The sequence below is a fragment of the Labrys sp. ALF-8 genome (assembly GCF_059699065.1).
Genome location: NZ_AP048538.1, coordinates 93,851 through 107,652 on the forward strand (window position 1 = coordinate 93,851; position 13,802 = coordinate 107,652).

Annotated in this window: 23 protein-coding genes; 14 read left to right on the forward strand and 9 right to left on the reverse strand. The window is 61.4% G+C overall.

The genetic code is table 11. From position 1 onward, the window contains the following. Positions 1-7: 7 nt before the first annotated feature. The 11 genes from AC6H34_RS20225 to AC6H34_RS20275 all read left to right on the forward strand — a co-directional run bounded on the left by AC6H34_RS20225 (position 8) and on the right by AC6H34_RS20275 (position 5,078). Complete coding sequence (locus AC6H34_RS20225) at positions 8-352, forward strand: hypothetical protein (RefSeq protein ID WP_497540014.1); 345 nt, start codon at positions 8-10, stop codon at positions 350-352. A 99-nt stretch (positions 353-451) separates the two neighbouring features. Then, the gene (locus AC6H34_RS20230; protein WP_497540015.1) at positions 452-952 is read left to right on the forward strand and encodes a TIGR02594 family protein; all 501 of its coding nucleotides are present in this window, start codon (positions 452-454) and stop codon (positions 950-952) included. A gap of 4 nt (positions 953-956) precedes the next feature. Then, positions 957-1,085, forward strand: coding sequence for a hypothetical protein (locus tag AC6H34_RS20235; protein ID WP_497540016.1), 129 nt, complete (start codon positions 957-959; stop codon positions 1,083-1,085). Beyond that, positions 1,082-1,639, forward strand: a complete 558-nt coding sequence (locus tag AC6H34_RS20240) for a hypothetical protein (RefSeq protein ID WP_497540017.1) — start codon at positions 1,082-1,084, stop codon at positions 1,637-1,639. Before AC6H34_RS20235 ends, AC6H34_RS20240 begins: the two co-directional genes overlap by 4 nt. A 53-nt stretch (positions 1,640-1,692) precedes the next feature. Beyond that, a complete protein-coding gene (locus AC6H34_RS20245) occupies positions 1,693-2,268 on the forward strand; it encodes a hypothetical protein (protein WP_497540018.1) in 576 nt (191 codons plus the stop codon). Next, positions 2,265-2,534, forward strand: coding sequence for a hypothetical protein (locus AC6H34_RS20250; protein WP_497540019.1), 270 nt, complete (start codon positions 2,265-2,267; stop codon positions 2,532-2,534). Before AC6H34_RS20245 ends, AC6H34_RS20250 begins: the two co-directional genes overlap by 4 nt. Continuing rightward, positions 2,437-2,721, forward strand: coding sequence for a hypothetical protein (locus tag AC6H34_RS20255; protein WP_497540020.1), 285 nt, complete (start codon positions 2,437-2,439; stop codon positions 2,719-2,721). The genes AC6H34_RS20250 and AC6H34_RS20255 overlap by 98 nt, the downstream gene beginning before the upstream one ends. 11 nt (positions 2,722-2,732) lie before the next feature. Continuing rightward, entirely contained in the window at positions 2,733-3,002 is a 270-nt protein-coding gene (locus AC6H34_RS20260) for a hypothetical protein (RefSeq protein WP_497540021.1), read from the forward strand. 32 nt (positions 3,003-3,034) lie between these two features. Beyond that, complete coding sequence (locus AC6H34_RS20265) at positions 3,035-3,205, forward strand: hypothetical protein (protein ID WP_497540022.1); 171 nt, start codon at positions 3,035-3,037, stop codon at positions 3,203-3,205. Then, positions 3,205-4,488: a metallophosphoesterase gene (locus tag AC6H34_RS20270; protein WP_497540023.1), complete on the forward strand. Its 1,284-nt coding sequence runs from the start codon at positions 3,205-3,207 to the stop codon at positions 4,486-4,488. Before AC6H34_RS20265 ends, AC6H34_RS20270 begins: the two co-directional genes overlap by 1 nt. Next, the gene (locus tag AC6H34_RS20275) at positions 4,485-5,078 is read left to right on the forward strand and encodes a nucleoside/nucleotide kinase family protein (protein ID WP_497540024.1); all 594 of its coding nucleotides are present in this window, start codon (positions 4,485-4,487) and stop codon (positions 5,076-5,078) included. Before AC6H34_RS20270 ends, AC6H34_RS20275 begins: the two co-directional genes overlap by 4 nt. 19 nt (positions 5,079-5,097) lie before the next feature. Here AC6H34_RS20275 and AC6H34_RS20280 read toward each other — a convergent pair whose 3' ends face one another. The 3 genes from AC6H34_RS20280 to AC6H34_RS20290 all read right to left on the reverse strand — a co-directional run bounded on the left by AC6H34_RS20280 (position 5,098) and on the right by AC6H34_RS20290 (position 7,244). Then, complete coding sequence (locus AC6H34_RS20280) at positions 5,098-5,997, reverse strand: SDH family Clp fold serine proteinase (protein ID WP_497540025.1); 900 nt, start codon at positions 5,995-5,997, stop codon at positions 5,098-5,100. 277 nt (positions 5,998-6,274) lie between these two features. Then, entirely contained in the window at positions 6,275-6,961 is a 687-nt protein-coding gene (locus tag AC6H34_RS20285) for an SOS response-associated peptidase (RefSeq protein ID WP_497540026.1), read from the reverse strand. A gap of 16 nt (positions 6,962-6,977) precedes the next feature. Beyond that, positions 6,978-7,244, reverse strand: a complete 267-nt coding sequence (locus tag AC6H34_RS20290; RefSeq protein ID WP_497540027.1) for a hypothetical protein — start codon at positions 7,242-7,244, stop codon at positions 6,978-6,980. Between the two features lie 141 nt (positions 7,245-7,385). On the opposite strand from AC6H34_RS20290, the gene AC6H34_RS20295 reads away from it, so the two are divergent. Beyond that, complete coding sequence (locus tag AC6H34_RS20295) at positions 7,386-7,637, forward strand: hypothetical protein (RefSeq protein WP_497540028.1); 252 nt, start codon at positions 7,386-7,388, stop codon at positions 7,635-7,637. Positions 7,638-7,966: 329 nt separating this feature from the next. Here the strand turns inward: AC6H34_RS20295 and AC6H34_RS20300 are convergent, their stop codons facing one another. The 4 genes from AC6H34_RS20300 to AC6H34_RS20315 all read right to left on the reverse strand — a co-directional run bounded on the left by AC6H34_RS20300 (position 7,967) and on the right by AC6H34_RS20315 (position 11,106). After that, complete coding sequence (locus AC6H34_RS20300) at positions 7,967-8,635, reverse strand: outer membrane protein (protein ID WP_448146772.1); 669 nt, start codon at positions 8,633-8,635, stop codon at positions 7,967-7,969. Between the two features lie 312 nt (positions 8,636-8,947). Further along, positions 8,948-9,394 (reverse strand): hypothetical protein, encoded by a 447-nt coding sequence (locus AC6H34_RS20305; RefSeq protein WP_497540029.1) that lies wholly within the window; start codon positions 9,392-9,394, stop codon positions 8,948-8,950. Positions 9,395-10,140: 746 nt separating this feature from the next. After that, positions 10,141-10,443 (reverse strand): 30S ribosomal protein S21, encoded by a 303-nt coding sequence (gene rpsU, locus AC6H34_RS20310; protein ID WP_448146773.1) that lies wholly within the window; start codon positions 10,441-10,443, stop codon positions 10,141-10,143. A gap of 396 nt (positions 10,444-10,839) precedes the next feature. After that, positions 10,840-11,106, reverse strand: a complete 267-nt coding sequence (locus tag AC6H34_RS20315) for a hypothetical protein (protein WP_448146774.1) — start codon at positions 11,104-11,106, stop codon at positions 10,840-10,842. Between the two features lie 465 nt (positions 11,107-11,571). Between AC6H34_RS20315 and AC6H34_RS20320 the strand changes: the two genes are divergently transcribed. Then, positions 11,572-11,751, forward strand: coding sequence for a hypothetical protein (locus AC6H34_RS20320; RefSeq protein ID WP_497540030.1), 180 nt, complete (start codon positions 11,572-11,574; stop codon positions 11,749-11,751). Positions 11,752-12,100: 349 nt separating this feature from the next. Continuing rightward, a complete protein-coding gene (locus AC6H34_RS20325; protein WP_497540031.1) occupies positions 12,101-12,316 on the forward strand; it encodes a hypothetical protein in 216 nt (71 codons plus the stop codon). A gap of 413 nt (positions 12,317-12,729) precedes the next feature. Here AC6H34_RS20325 and AC6H34_RS20330 read toward each other — a convergent pair whose 3' ends face one another. Further along, entirely contained in the window at positions 12,730-13,284 is a 555-nt protein-coding gene (locus AC6H34_RS20330; RefSeq protein WP_497540032.1) for a hypothetical protein, read from the reverse strand. Between the two features lie 32 nt (positions 13,285-13,316). Beyond that, positions 13,317-13,589, reverse strand: a complete 273-nt coding sequence (locus AC6H34_RS20335; RefSeq protein WP_448146778.1) for a hypothetical protein — start codon at positions 13,587-13,589, stop codon at positions 13,317-13,319. Positions 13,590-13,802: the final 213 nt, after the last annotated feature.

Here is a 13,802-nt window from a genome sequence, read left to right on the forward strand (position 1 = left end):
AGGTATCATGGCGTCTTCCAACAAGATCTCCATCTCGCAGGCCGACAGCATCGACATCGACGTTGTCGTCGCCGGGCCTGCCGGACCCATCGATTTGACCGGCGCCACGATCGAGTGGGCACTGGCAAAGCAGGAGAATGGCCCCGCTCTCGTCCGGAAGTCGATAGACGCCGGCATCGAGTTGATGGACGCCCCCGCCGGCAAGATCCGCATCAGCGTCGTTCCCTCCGAAACCGCCGCGCTGGCGGGCGACTACTTCCACCGCCTGCGCGTCGCGCTTCCCAATGGCGATGCAAAGACCGTCGCCCGTGCCTTCCTCACGGTGCTGCCTTCCATCCCGGCGGCCACCTGACGAGACCCCGCTAAAACGAGCGGTCTGTCGCCTGCCTGCTCTCCATCCATTCTTCCCCCACAAGGCCGCCCTCGAGGCGGCCTTTTTCATGAGGTGATCATGCCCACCCCCAAGCTTCCGCCCTGGCTGGTCGAGGCCTACAAGGATCTCGGCCTGCGTGAGGCCCCAGGCTCGGCCGACAATCCCCGCGTCGTTCAGATGTTCGCCGAGGCCGGCCATCCTGAGATCAAGCACGACAGCGTGGCCTGGTGCGCGGCCGCCGTCGGCGCATGGCTGAAGCGTGCCGGCCTCAAGGGGACCGGTACGCTCTGGGCGCTCGATTACAAGAAATGGGGCGTGGCGCTCGGCAAGCCGATCCTTGGCGCGATTGCCGTCAAGAGCCGCGACGGCGGTGGCCATGTCACCCTTGTGGTGGGCGCCAGCGCCGATGGCAAGCGAGTGTTCTGCCTCGGCGGCAACCAGGGCGATGCGGTCTCCATCGTCGACTACCCGGCCTCGGTATTCTCCTATCGCTGGCCGGCCGGTGTGCCCATTCCGCTGCCGGCGCAGCCGATGCCCACCAGCATCGCCGGCGCTCGTACCGGCACGAGCGAGGCCTGATCCGATGCGCCGCCTCGCCGCCCTGTCCGCCCTCTCGCTCACTCTCGCCAGCTGCGCCTCGCTGCACCGCGTCGAGAGTGGCGACATGTCGCCCGCCATGGGCCGGGCGCTGGCCGGGAGCCTCCCGAAATGATCTGGCTCCTCGTGCCGCTGTTCTCGGTTCTCAACCACGCGCGTGGCGGCGGCGGGCTCCTCGGCATCTCCGCCCTGATCGACCGGCTTCCCGGCCGCCCGATCTTCTATGCCGCGCCGCTCGCCTTCCTCCTGCTCTGGCCGTTCCTCGGCTGGCTTCGCGCGCTGGAATTCGCGGCCGTCTATCTCCTCTGGGGCATTCCGGAGTGGGGCCGCTGGTACACGCTCAACCGCGAGCCGCGCACCATCAGCGGCGCGCCCGGCTGGTGGGCCGCGATCCTCGAGCGCTATGCCGACCAGATCCCGTTCGGCCAGATCGTCGACCCGGCCACGGGGCAGAAGCGCAACGACTATGCCTGCTTCACCATCCGCAACGCCGTGCTGCTCGCCCCGCTCGCCGTGCTCTCGCCCTGGCTCGCTCTGCTCGGGCCGTTGCAGACGGCGGCCTATGAGGCTGGGCACCGCCTGCGCCATCCCGGCGGCGTCGCCGTCTCCGAGCTGCTCTTCGGCGCCCTGATCGGCGCCGCGCTCGCCCTCTACGGCCTCAACGTCTGAGGCCCGAACCGCGCCCGGCGGCCTCCGGGCAATCCCTGATCAGGAAACCTGCCATGAACCTCACGCTCCTTCTGGGGCTGGCGGCGCTTGCGTTGCTCGCCTTCGTCGTCGCCGCCGGCGATATCCGCAGCCGCTTCGCGGCCTTCGCCCTTTCAGCCCTGGCGCTCTTCGTGTTCGCCAGCCCGGCTCTCGCCCAGACCGCCACCGACGCGGCATCCACCGCCGTTTCCGTGCCCTATGGCAGTTGGATCGCCGGCGTCGGCGAACTGGTGCTCGCCATCACGGGCGCGGCCATCGCCTGGCTGTTCCGCAAGCTGCCGGCATCCGTGCTGCAGGTGCTCACCACCATGCAGGCCGAGCAGCTGCTCAACAAGGCGATCGCCTATGCCGTCAACGCGGTGGAAGGCGCCACGGCCGGCAAGACTCTCAGCGTCAATGTCGGCAATGCCGTGCTGGCGCAGGCGCTGACCTATGTGCTCGACCACGCGCCGGGCTGGCTGGTGAGCTGGCTGGGCGGCACCGACGCGATCGCGCAGAAGATCATCGCCCGCCTCAACCTCGGCGAGGATGCCAGCGTCACCACCACGGACAGCGGCGTCGCCATCACCAGCACCGCCGCGGGTTCGTGAGCGCCTTCTGGTCTGCGCTGGCCGCGCTCTTCCTCGAAGCCTTCGGCAAGGCCGCCGTCGATTGGGCGACGGCCTGGCAGGCCAGCCGGCAAGCGACCGAGGCGACGGCGAACGCCGCCGTCTCGACCGCCGCGGCCGAAACCCAATCCGTCATCTCGGAGACCGCCGATGCGCGCTCGCAGCTTTCTCCTGCCTCTGATGCTCACGATCTGGCTGCCCGCCTGCGCGCACGTGCAGCCGCCCAAGGCGGTGGCGGCGGTTCCTGACACCGCCGCCGACCGCAAGGCCGAGATCCATAGGCAACTCGCGGCCCTCTGCCCCAATCCCCTTCCGCCCGAGGCGCTCACCCGCGCCGCCGATTATCTCGACGCCCACCCGGATGCGTTCCCCGTTCTCGGCGACCTCGACCGCCTCGATCGCGAAGCCCGCCTCTGCCGTGGGGAGAAGCCCTGATGGAGATGGCTTTGCCTGAAGAAACGGTCACTCTCAGCGAGGCCGAGATGGAGCGCCTCGTCAAGCGCGTGGTGAAGGAAACGCTGTTCGAAATGGGCCTGCGTTCCGACGATCCCGAGGCCGTCGAGGCGTCGCGCAAGGATTTCACCTTCGTGCGCCGATTTAGGGAAGCGTCGGAAGGCGCGGCGAGCAAGATCGGCTGGCTCATTCTCGCCACGTTCTGCAGCGGCGTCCTCTATGCCCTCTGGCAGGGCATCAAATTCACCGCCAAGGCCCCCTAGGCCGGCGGCCTTGCATTTATTCCGGAGTTTTCATGTCGACCAAGCCGACGCCCCTGCCGGAGCGCGCGACCCTGCGCGACTATTTCTGGCTGCTCATCTCCATTCCCGTGTTCGCCGCCCTGCTGTGGTTTGGCTCCGTTCTTGTGGGCGGCGTCAAGGTGCGGCCCGTGCCGGCCGAGACCGTCGACGAAAGGATTGCCTGATGGGCCGCGTATCGGGAAAGCACCTCACAGCCGGCGAGCGCCAGGCGCTCATTGCCCTTCTCAAGACGGGTATGGTTGCCTCGCACGCTGCCCGCCAGATCGGCTGCAACGTGAAGACGGCGCAGCGCCTCGCCCGATCGCTGCAGGCCGATGCGCCTCCGGAGCCGGTATCGGCGGCCGAGGCCGATCCGATCGAGCTTCGCCGCCAGCGCGACAGGGTGGAGGCCGAACGCAAGGCCCGTGTCGCGGCCGAGCGCCGCGCCGCTTCGGCCGAGGACCTGCGCGCGGCCGTGTTCGGCCTCACCAGCGAGCCGCTGGAGCCGGTGCATTTCAGCGTGCAGCCCGGCGGCAGCGGCCAGGCCGAGACCATCGTGCTCTTCCTCTCGGATCTGCACTGGGGCGAGGTGGTCGACGTCGCCGCTCTCGACGGGCTCAATTCCTTCGACCTCAAGATCGCCGCCGCCCGGCTCGAGCGTTGGGTGCGCACGGTGATCGACCTCGCCACGCGGCACTGGTCCGGCCTGCCGCCGGAGCGGATCATTCTCATTCTCGGCGGCGACCTGATCTCCGGCGAGATCCATGCCGAGCTGGCGCGCACCAACGAGGCACTGGCCATTCCGGCCGTGCGCGACCTCGTCGCCCATCTCATCGGCGCGATCCGGGCGTTCCGGCGCGAGATCGGCTGCCCGATCGATATCGTGGCGATCCCCGGAAACCATGGACGCTCCACCTTCAAGCCGGAATCCAAGCAGATGGCGGAGACGAGCTATGACGGGCTCGTCGCCACCTTCCTGGAGATGGCCCTGCAGCGCGAGGCCGGCATCACCTTCTATGTGCCGAAGTCGCCGGACGCGGTGTTCTCGGTCTATGGCTGGCGCGTGCTCGTCACCCATGGCGATCGCATCGGCTCGCGCGGCGGGCAGGGCTTCATCGGCCCGGCCGCCACGGCCGCGCGCGGCTTCAAGCGCATGGTGGCCGACTATGCCACCCGCAAGATCCTGGTCGACCTCATCCTGATCGGGCATTTCCACGTGCCGCTCATGCTCGAGGAGGGCTTCGTCAACGGCTGCCTGCCGGGGCCGACGGAATATGGCCGCGACGGCCGCTTCAAGCCGACGCCGCCGCAGCAGCTCTTCATCACTATGCATCCGCGACGGCGCATCGCCCAGGTGCGCTGGATCGAGGTCGGCCGGCCGGAGGAGGGCACCCTCTACGAGGCGCCGCCAGACACCGGCCCGCAGCGCCCGAAATACCGCGTTCCAGCCATCGGAGTGCCGGCATGAACAATGGCATTGGCAAGGTCCGCATCATCGGCTTCTGCGGGAAGATCGGGGCAGGCAAGAGCACGGCTGCCAAAGTCCTGCTGGACTACGGCTTCCGCCGAGCGAAGTTCGCCGGCGCTCTCAAGGAGATGATCCGCACATTGCTGCGGTATCGCGGTGTCGACGGGGAGACGATCGAGCGCATGATCGAGGGCGACCTCAAGGAGGTGCCCACGCACTATCTCGGCGGCCGCACGCCCCGCTATGCCATGCAGCGGCTCGGCGGCGAATGGGGCCGGGATCTCATGGACCCGAACCTCTGGGTCGACACGGAAGACGATCACTGGTTTGCGGTGACGCGCCCGGGTCAGGATCTGCTGCTTGTCTTCGACGATATCAGGCACCCGAACGAGGCCGACGCTATACATCGTCATGGCGGCGTGATTGTCCGCATCGATCGCGAAGGAGCCGGCAGCGGCGCCGACATGGCCCATTCCAGCGAGGCCCTGGCCTTCGAGCCCGATATCGTCATCCGCAACCAGGGGAGCGAGGAGGCCTTCGTCGAGGCCGTGGCGGACGCGATCGCCGATTATGCTTGGGTCAAGCGCTAAAGGCAGTTCTCTTCGCAATCTACGGGTTGTGGCCAAGAAGGTATGACGCGCCTTTTTGGTTTTCGATTATCTTGAAAATCGTCGACTGCTCGAAAGTTATCATGCAGGCATGATGCACAGATAAGACCGCATCCTGTAGACGCTGGTCAGCTTCAAGATCGGCAATCTTCAGGCCAATTGATCTCGCTTTAGCCTTATGTATATGCCGAGAATGAGTTTGCGTCGCGCGATTGCTGCCGAGTTCTGCGACAATCGAGTCGATCGTCGCTGCACCGTTTTGGTCGTTAAGGAACATCCCATCTGCCAGCCGCTGTCTTACGACCGTATCCGCCATCGTGATGGCGTGCTGCACTAGTGTAATATACCCTGGGTTTAGTTTGCCAATGATTGGTTGCCAGACATATGCGGCTCCTGGGTTGGTCCTCATTTCTGCTGCCGCCCGATTAAATTCTTCGAGGACAGCTTGCGCTGGCATGCCATTCATTTGTGGGTCGAACGGCCCCAAATTTGAGTGCTGCCCCATAACTATCTCTCTGCACGCGCACGCGATCATCGAGCCACCAGACATTGCAATCTGTGGCACGATCGCCCGAATGTCTGTACCGAACATCTGTCTGAGATAGTCTATTATTGACTCCGTGGCAGACATGTCGCCACCAGGAGTGTGCAGAAGCAAATCAAGCCCCTTTGCGCGGTCGAGCTGGTGTACGACCGACATGAAGCCGTTTTTGTCTAGATCATTTATTGAAAAATCAAGTGACTGATTTGGGTTTGTTCTTTTTTGCAGCCACCCAGAATAATACAATATGGTATTTCTTCCAGTAAGTCGACTGAGTCGCTGCATGTATTTTCGGCGTATTACATCTACCGAGTGGCCTGTTTCTTTTGTTTCGTTGAGTATATATCCCCAGCTTGGCATTCTGTTCCCTCGGCCCTGAACATTTTCTCGCGTTGTAGGCCGCTGAGATATTCTACGTCTTGTCCTGCTGGTGCGGCGACAACATGCATTCGGCTGGCATTATATTTTGGATCGTTCATTGTTGACAATACTGAAGTTACTTCTTCCTCCGAGAAGTGTTTCATTTTGATTTTTCCTTGAATTTTTGCTGGGAGATCGGCGACGCTAACAGTGACTATGATTTGGACAATAGCATATCGGCAGGCGCCTGGCGATGTGACCAAATGAGCGACTTAATCTAGAGTGAATCCGCCACATCCGCCTCGTTATAGCTCGGGCTATTCACCTTCGTTGAGATCGGCCACATGTCCATGAGTTCCGCCGGGTAGGCCGTCATCAGGTCGGCCGGATCGGGCTCGATGTTGTCGAGCCAGCGGGCATAGTCCTTCTGGTGCAGGATCACCGGCATGCGATCGTGGATCTTGCCGACAAGCTCGTTCGGCGGGCAGGTCACGATGGCAAAGGTCCTGGTGACGAGGCCGGTCTCCCTGTCCGTCCAGCTTTCCCAGATGCCGGCCAGGGCGAATTTCGAGCGGTCCCGCATGGCGATGGCATAGGGCGTCTTCTTGCCTTTCACGGGCTTGCCATCATCGCCGTAGATCTTCTGCCACTCGAAGAAGTTGTCGACCGGGATCAGGCAGCGCCGGCCCTTGTAGGCATTCCGGAACATGCCGCTGCTCGCGATGCCCTCGCAACGGGCGTTGATCGGCCTTTGCCCCTGGTTGAGCGTCTTGTACCAGGCCGGCGTGAAGCCCCATTGCAGGAGGTCGTGGACATAGCGCCCCGTGCCCGGTTCCCGCCGGATGCACCAGAGCCATTGCGACGGCGCGCCGTTGTGGTGCGCTTTCCAGGCCCTCGCGAGCGTCTCCTCGGTTGCCCCCATCTCGGTATGAATGCCGGGCAGTTCCGGCCCGGTCTGTCGCACGCGTCCGCACATCGCCTTAGAAATCTCTCGCGCCGCCGAATCCCGGCCGCTTCATGTTGCGCAGGACGAAGGCCAGTTCCTGTGCCAGGCGCTGATTTTCCGCGAGCCCCAGCATGTAGTTGTCGGCGAGGCCGGTGAGCGCCTCTCCGACCTCCGTCGGTTTCCATCCGGCGGTCACGGCCTCATCGACGATTGCAAGGAACGCCGTTTCGAGATCGAACTCGCATTCGCCGATGCGATCGGAAATATCTGTACTTGGCTTGGGGCCGCGGATAGTGGCCATATGCGCCTCCTCGGTGGCGGGGATATCAGCCTAACAAGGAAGGCCGGCTCTGTCATCGCGGCCGCCGCGGGCCGCCATTGGATCAATTGACAGCCCCACCGCGCGGCGTATGTTCTCATTATGTTCTCTATGGAGTCGAAAATGGGATCGTCGACCAGCACTGGTTTCGAGCCGAAGGGCATGCCGCTCACCTTCCATGTCGAGCGCTGGTTCGACGAGAATAGCTATGAAACCGTCGCCATGTGCCGCGGCTTCTCCATGGCCGCTGCAGCCTTCGACGAGGGGCTGAAGGAGCCGAGCAATGGCTATCTACTGTTGCGCCAGCGCTCGCGCGTGATCAGGGATAGCCGGCGGTCCCAGCGAGCGGCTGCCGGAGACCTCGGCGGTGATTGACCCGTAACGCCCGACAACGCTACGGCAACGATACGGCAATGAATGGAAGTAGATAAACCTCCAAATATGCCCCAAAAGGGTGCTCGACAGGCCCACTGGAATGCGTTTTTCCGGCCTTGTCTGCGCTCATAACGGTCTGGTTGGGGGTTCAAGTCCCTCCGGGCCCACCAGACACAAGTATTTTCACTACTTCAGGCGTGATTCGCCCAAGGGGCATTTAGGCTCGCCATTATGGCCACCTGGATGGCCCCACCTGTGAGAACTCGCAACAAGAGAACCCGGCAGACCGGGATCTCTCGGAGTTGGCGAGGTCGGCGTAGAGTGCCGGGTTAGAAGAGTTTCTCCGGATCGAACTTGTAGCTCACGCCGAGAGTGAGGTTGGTTGATTCGAACCGCGCCTTGTGGCGCGTGCCGGCGAGGTTGAAGTTCTTGCTGCCGAGATCGACGTAGCGTACTTCGCCCCGCACGGTCCAATTGTCGGTGATCGCATATTCAAGCCCGGCGCCCGCCGTCCAACCAACGCGGGTCTGGGTATTTGAACCAAAACCGGCGACGCTGATCTTTTCATTGCCGTAGGCAACGCCACCGGTGATGTAAGGAAGGAACCGATCGAAGGCATAGCCAATGCGGGCGCGGGTGGATCCTTGCCACTCGTTCTTGAATTCCGCGCGAGTGGCGACAGCGCCCGCAAGTACATTCTTCGACTTGCTGAAGCTCGAATAATCGATATCGGTCTCAAGGCCGATAACCCAACCGCCGGCGAACTGTGCATTGTACCCAGCGTGGGCACCACCGATAAAGCCGGTGCCATTGACCTTGGCAAAATCCACCTTGCCCTGGCCGATATCGGCGCCTGCATGAAGGCCTACGTAGAAGCCCGTCCAATCATAAGGTGTGACGACAGGTGCTGCCGGTTCTACCGGAGCCGGCGCCAGGTCGGCCGCAAGTGCCGAAGAGCAGGATAGCAAAACGGCACAGATCGCAATTTGGGCACGCATTAAGGTTTCCTCAAAGGTGAATGATTTGTACCCCTGAAAATATTCCGCGAGTACCACTATAGGTGTAATGTCAACTTCATCGGAGTTCAATCTAATCTATACGTGCGCCTCTCGATGGCGGCTCCGCGGTGAGGCTGATGGATGGGCGAAAAGGGTTTTCGGGAGGGGTGACACGCTAATCGCGGTGAACTCACTCTTCGCCCGTCGCGGCGCATCTCCATTTTTGAGCGGCAGGTCGGCCCCGGTTTCAGGGGGCTGAGTACAAGCGCGGAATGCAACAGAGTCGAAGCCGGACTGGCTCCCTGGCTGCAGCTATGGTGTTGCCCAGGCATTTGACCCGGACCGTTTGTAACCGGAAAGGCGCCAGGTCACCGAACCGCTGTTGAACCCTGCACCGAGGGCAAAGCCGCTTTTAAGGTCGCCGGCTGCCGCTCCGTTCCGGGGGACGGGCTCGATACCCCGCTCCGTCAAAACCGCTTGGGACAGGATTGCGAATGGCGGAATTGCGGACGTTTCCTGGAACTTCAATCCACCTCCGACCATACCGGTGTTGGCGTCGCCTGTATCGGTCAGCCTGAGTTCGCGGGAAGCAACTACAAAACCCCATCCCCGCCGATCCGGTGGAATATTACCGCCATCGTAGAGGTATTTTCCAAAAAAGGTCACCCCTTCTTGTTCAAGGTACCCGTCTGGTTGAAGCAGTATAACCTCGACCGTTTTTGATCCATTTGAAATCGAAATCTTGCAGCGAGAAAACATTTCCTAGGCTCCACATTACAAGTGGATCCTAATGAAGCCGACAATGAATACATCCTTCATAGAGGGGAGCGACGCCAAGGATACGCACGTGCTTGTTTCAAGCCGCACAGGCTTCATCGGGCTTCAGGTGGAGTTTGAAATCCTGGACACCTGTGTGAAGAGTCCACAGGCAACAGCGCGTAGAGGGCCCATGCTGGTGGGCTGCCCACAGCCTAACGCGAGCGTGACCGGGGAGACCTCGGGGCATTTCGCTTTAGTGCTTCATCATTGCAAGCAGCCGCTAGCCTAGCTTCTCGCAATGCCCTCAGGCGCGCTGTCTTGGCATCTCTAGCGGCTGTTTCCTGATCGATGATGGCCTTGGCCGCAGCGTCAATAGCGGCGTTTTTGGCGGCCCAGTCACTTCGCTTCGGACCTGATTCGTTCACTGGCGCCGCCTTTCGGGACGCATTCTTGGCAGGTTGCGAGGAGCTTCCTCCCCCTCTGGTACGCTCTCTCCCGTGGCATGCCGAAGCTCGTGTTCCTGGGCTACCCGTTCCCGAGGGGTATTGACGCCCTTCAAACGATATACGGGAATGGGACCGTCCCCGGGCATGATCCGCGTGACTTCGTAGGCGGTTTCATCGCGGTTGCCAATGTGGGGCCGAAGGACAACAATATCGCCTATATGAAATTCATGTGTGGTCATTTCTCTCCTGCCTGCGGCAGTGGAGCATGTAACGCGCCCACCGCCGCTCAGATGGATGAGTTTATTTCGCAGCGAATGCCGGACGATCACCTGCGGACGGAGGAGACATGGCAGGTCTTCCTTTTGCGCCACCGGGGCGGGGCTTGGGCTTGGGAGCCGGAAGGAGCCCTTCGCGCTGGGCCTGCTTTCTGGCCAGTTTACGAGCTCGCCTGACAGCTTCGGCTTTTTCGCGAACCTTGCGCTCAGAAGGCTTTTCATAGTGGCCGCGCAGCTTCATCTCCCGGAAGACGCCTTCACGCTGCATCTTCTTTTTTAGCACCTTTAGCGCCTGTTCGACATTGTTGTCGCGAACGAGAACCTGCATGTTGGCCACCTTATGTTAATGAGAGAAAAGGCCAATCCTCACCCCTCCGTTTCGGTTTAATGATGAAGAAAACAAGGCCGACTAGATCATTTGTCAGGCTGGTTTTCAGTACTGGTTGGCAAACAGCTACGCCTTCCGTCTGTCGCGGCGCTGCGTCAAACCACAATGAATTGGGAAAGCTGCTCGTGAAGATATGGCTTGGCGATGCAGTTTTTTTGCCAAGTGCGAGCCGCCATCTTGGACCTCGCCCGCTATCGCGTCAATATTATTATTGATGTGCGCGAATTCACTAGCAGAGGGATGGATCCAGCGAATCGCAAAGGCGGAACATGCCCCGCTGCCGACCTGGCAGCGGATCCCCGAAGCCGTTGGCACGAGGACGCTTATCGCAGGGCGTCACGCCAGTCCCTCGAGGTTCTCCGGCGTCTCGCCGTATCGTGCCAGGATCAGTGCATCCTCGAAATCGCCCAGCGTCGGGTCCCCGGAGCGGGAGAAAGCGATCGTTCCCACCACCTGATCATCTCCCCGCTCTTGCCCGACGATATTAAAGGCGCGGTGTTTGGCCTTCGCTACGTCCGTGGCCTCTTCGGGGTCGAGCGCCAGGAAGGTGCCGTCAGGGGTCCGGATAAAGGGGATAACGAGGTAGTAGGTGATGCGGGGCATGTTATCACTGCCTGTCGAGCACTCGCGAGCTTGCGCGGAAGGAACCGTAACAAGCAATCCGCACGAATGCCAAGGGTGTCATCAGTAAGAGTTCCTTCGACATGGGGGAGGGGGCGAACCTGTCCCGTTCGCCTGCCAGGCGAGAACAAGCGGAGAAACGACTAGCGTTTGACCATCCAGGTAGCGCATCGCTCTCACTGTCTATCGCCGTCTATCGCCCCTCCGAACCTGCCGAGTTTTCCTGATCTGCGATACGCCGTCGTGGCTCGTCTTCGGGTGGTGCCGGCTGTGGCGGTTCGGCAGATCCCGGGAGAGCAAAGCCTCCATGCATCTTCGTCGGATCCTGGCTTGCGCTGCTGCCCATGGGGTGGCTCGTGTCGCATGCCCTAACTGTCGCCTAATTCTTCTCGTCCAGGGACTTTGGCTGCAATCGGTTGTGCCGTAGGGGCAAGCATCGACACTCCCATGAGGGCATCCCGCACTCCCTCCTTCATTATCTGGGCCGCAGTCGGGGCGGTGATCGGGGCCGCCATCACCTTGATCGCCGAGTGGGATAGCGGAGCGTTGCGTGTCGGCGTCATCCTCCTGGCGGCTATCGTGGGAGGCGTGTGGGGAACATCGCTCTCACGGAGCGAAGATGACTAGGATTGTTGGGCGTGTCGGCTTCGGCGTGGTTTGAAGCGAGGGAGAGGCCCGGCATCGACGGGTGGACGATTTCGCCGGACCTCCCGCCTTTCGAATGGGGTGGTGATCGAAAGGCTTTCCATCCAGGCACATCTTTCTTGGCCAGGAATTAGGTTCGCCCTTCGGTCCAGCGGTCGATGAAGAAATCCTGACGCCTCCAACAATCGCCGGACACCCCCGCCTTCGCCGAAATCATGACCTGTCGGGGTACCGCGGACGCCTGAAGATATCTTGTCGCAAAGTCGGGAGGCGCCGTATCATGCGCTCGGCCGACCGCAGGGCGCGGTCGCAAAGGCACGGCGTCGAAACAATGACCAAGCAAAAATGGGCTTTCGTCGTTACGGCCGGCTGGATTTTCATATTCGCCGGTTATTTCTTCGGTTGTGGGTGCTATCGGTTGCTGGGGATTGCCTCCAAGAGCTGGGAGTTCGGCCATGACGAACTTGCCAGGGAAATGCGGACGTGGATCGCTTTCACGGTGGCTGGCCTTATGTGCCTGCTGCCCTATTTCATGTCGAAGGAGTAATCGGCTCTGCCGGTCATGTTTGGCACAGTGCGGCCCATGCAACCAGCATGCCTGCCGGGATCTAGCTCGGTATTCTTCAAGCCGGGTCACCCAGAATCGCAAAATACTCCTGTTATCGAGACTTTGAGCTGGAGAAAGGACGCCGTCTAAATGCACTATGCTCTAGACAGTTGAAACGAGGGCGAGAAGCGAGAAAATACCCGGCTCATCGGTAAGCCGGGCAAGGTAAGTCCTCGGCGGGGACTCAGAAATCTGCTTGATCGAAGACCAACGGGAGCCGAATGCGCTCAGGTCGAGTCGCTCGTCCAGATCAATATATGGAAATAACGGGCATCTCTCGATTCATGGCGTTTCAGTCTGGAAGTGGAATACCCTGAGCGCAGCAGTCTACGCGCAGGGCACTGCGATGGCGGTCAGATGGCGTTGGAAATATCCGTCGCCAGGCCAGTCGCACCCCCGTTGTAGCCTGATATGGCGGTAGCAAGGGTCGGGTTCACGGCCGCCAGCTTGGCGTTGATGGCCTGAACGATGTCGGGCGAGAGTGGCTTGTTCGCCGCTGCTTCGAGGGCTTCGGCAACCTGCGCGGCCGTCGGGGCAGTAGTCCCTTGTGCGGGCGAGAGGTAGTTCTGCAGCAGGCCGGCGTAAACGATGGACACCCTGCCAATTTCGGATTTTGCAGATGCGTGTTTGAGAGCCGAGGGCGACGCATGCAGGAAGCCGTTCAACGAACCGAGGCTGCTGGCGGAAGGTTGGGTCGTGCCCTGGTCGGTACCATCCTGGCTAGACGAGTTGTTGGATGCAGATGTGTGGCTGTCGGCATGGGAATTGCCGTTGCCGTTTCCATTCCCACCGCCATTTCCTCCACCCTTACCGTTGTTTGCAAGGGCAGGGGAAGCAACGAGGGCAATTCCTATCAGGACAGCCGAAGCAGTTTTGGCAGCACTGGTCATGTTAAGAGTACGAAGCATGCATCTCTCCTTTGAGCCCCCCATTCCAACTTTCACTTGATCGCTTTCACCGCGCCGGGTGTCTCGCCATAGCGGGCGAGGATCACGGCATCATCGAAGGCTCCGGTAGCGGGATCGCCTGATCTCGCATAGGCGATTGTCCCCACGACCCTGGGGACGCGCCTTGTCCTTCGCATCATGTTGAACGCCCGGAAATTGGCCGTGGCTGCATCCGGCGCCTCTTCTGGTCCGAGTCCCAACAGTTCTCCATGGAGGTCGCGGGCAAAGGGAACGACCAGGTAATGGGTGACGCGGGGCATGGCCATGACCTCTCGATCGAAGCATCCGCCTATCACGTCACTATTAGCTGTTCATTATGAGTTCCGAGGGCGACGGTATCGCGCTTCTCGGATTGCCCCTTATGGGTTTTTCTTTTAGTTTCAACATCTTGAGTCTTATGAGAAGGCCCGCCGGCCCTGCTGGGCGCAAACTCTGGCCATCTACGCGTCGACCTAGGCCGGGATCCTTCCGGAGCAAGC

What these genes read in the sequence shown, in the direction of transcription:
- AC6H34_RS20305 (WP_497540029.1), bottom strand. Translation starts at nt 9,394, where the DNA reads ATGTTTTCTCGCTGCAAGATTTCGATTTCAAATGGATCAAAAACGGTC.
- AC6H34_RS20255 (WP_497540020.1), top strand. Translation starts at nt 2,437, where the DNA reads ATGCGCGCTCGCAGCTTTCTCCTGCCTCTGATGCTCACGATCTGGCTG.
- AC6H34_RS20290 (WP_497540027.1), bottom strand. Translation starts at nt 7,244, where the DNA reads ATGGCCACTATCCGCGGCCCCAAGCCAAGTACAGATATTTCCGATCGC.
- AC6H34_RS20315 (WP_448146774.1), bottom strand. Translation starts at nt 11,106, where the DNA reads ATGCCCCGCATCACCTACTACCTCGTTATCCCCTTTATCCGGACCCCT.
- AC6H34_RS20270 (WP_497540023.1), top strand. Translation starts at nt 3,205, where the DNA reads ATGGGCCGCGTATCGGGAAAGCACCTCACAGCCGGCGAGCGCCAGGCG.
- AC6H34_RS20265 (WP_497540022.1), top strand. Translation starts at nt 3,035, where the DNA reads ATGTCGACCAAGCCGACGCCCCTGCCGGAGCGCGCGACCCTGCGCGAC.
- AC6H34_RS20320 (WP_497540030.1), top strand. Translation starts at nt 11,572, where the DNA reads ATGAGGGCATCCCGCACTCCCTCCTTCATTATCTGGGCCGCAGTCGGG.
- rpsU (WP_448146773.1), bottom strand. Translation starts at nt 10,443, where the DNA reads ATGCAGGTTCTCGTTCGCGACAACAATGTCGAACAGGCGCTAAAGGTG.
- AC6H34_RS20300 (WP_448146772.1), bottom strand. Translation starts at nt 8,635, where the DNA reads ATGCGTGCCCAAATTGCGATCTGTGCCGTTTTGCTATCCTGCTCTTCG.
- AC6H34_RS20240 (WP_497540017.1), top strand. Translation starts at nt 1,082, where the DNA reads ATGATCTGGCTCCTCGTGCCGCTGTTCTCGGTTCTCAACCACGCGCGT.
- AC6H34_RS20335 (WP_448146778.1), bottom strand. Translation starts at nt 13,589, where the DNA reads ATGGCCATGCCCCGCGTCACCCATTACCTGGTCGTTCCCTTTGCCCGC.
- AC6H34_RS20245 (WP_497540018.1), top strand. Translation starts at nt 1,693, where the DNA reads ATGAACCTCACGCTCCTTCTGGGGCTGGCGGCGCTTGCGTTGCTCGCC.
- AC6H34_RS20295 (WP_497540028.1), top strand. Translation starts at nt 7,386, where the DNA reads ATGGGATCGTCGACCAGCACTGGTTTCGAGCCGAAGGGCATGCCGCTC.
- AC6H34_RS20230 (WP_497540015.1), top strand. Translation starts at nt 452, where the DNA reads ATGCCCACCCCCAAGCTTCCGCCCTGGCTGGTCGAGGCCTACAAGGAT.
- AC6H34_RS20225 (WP_497540014.1), top strand. Translation starts at nt 8, where the DNA reads ATGGCGTCTTCCAACAAGATCTCCATCTCGCAGGCCGACAGCATCGAC.
- AC6H34_RS20325 (WP_497540031.1), top strand. Translation starts at nt 12,101, where the DNA reads ATGACCAAGCAAAAATGGGCTTTCGTCGTTACGGCCGGCTGGATTTTC.
- AC6H34_RS20235 (WP_497540016.1), top strand. Translation starts at nt 957, where the DNA reads ATGCGCCGCCTCGCCGCCCTGTCCGCCCTCTCGCTCACTCTCGCCAGC.
- AC6H34_RS20330 (WP_497540032.1), bottom strand. Translation starts at nt 13,284, where the DNA reads ATGCTTCGTACTCTTAACATGACCAGTGCTGCCAAAACTGCTTCGGCT.
- AC6H34_RS20275 (WP_497540024.1), top strand. Translation starts at nt 4,485, where the DNA reads ATGAACAATGGCATTGGCAAGGTCCGCATCATCGGCTTCTGCGGGAAG.
- AC6H34_RS20280 (WP_497540025.1), bottom strand. Translation starts at nt 5,997, where the DNA reads ATGCCAAGCTGGGGATATATACTCAACGAAACAAAAGAAACAGGCCAC.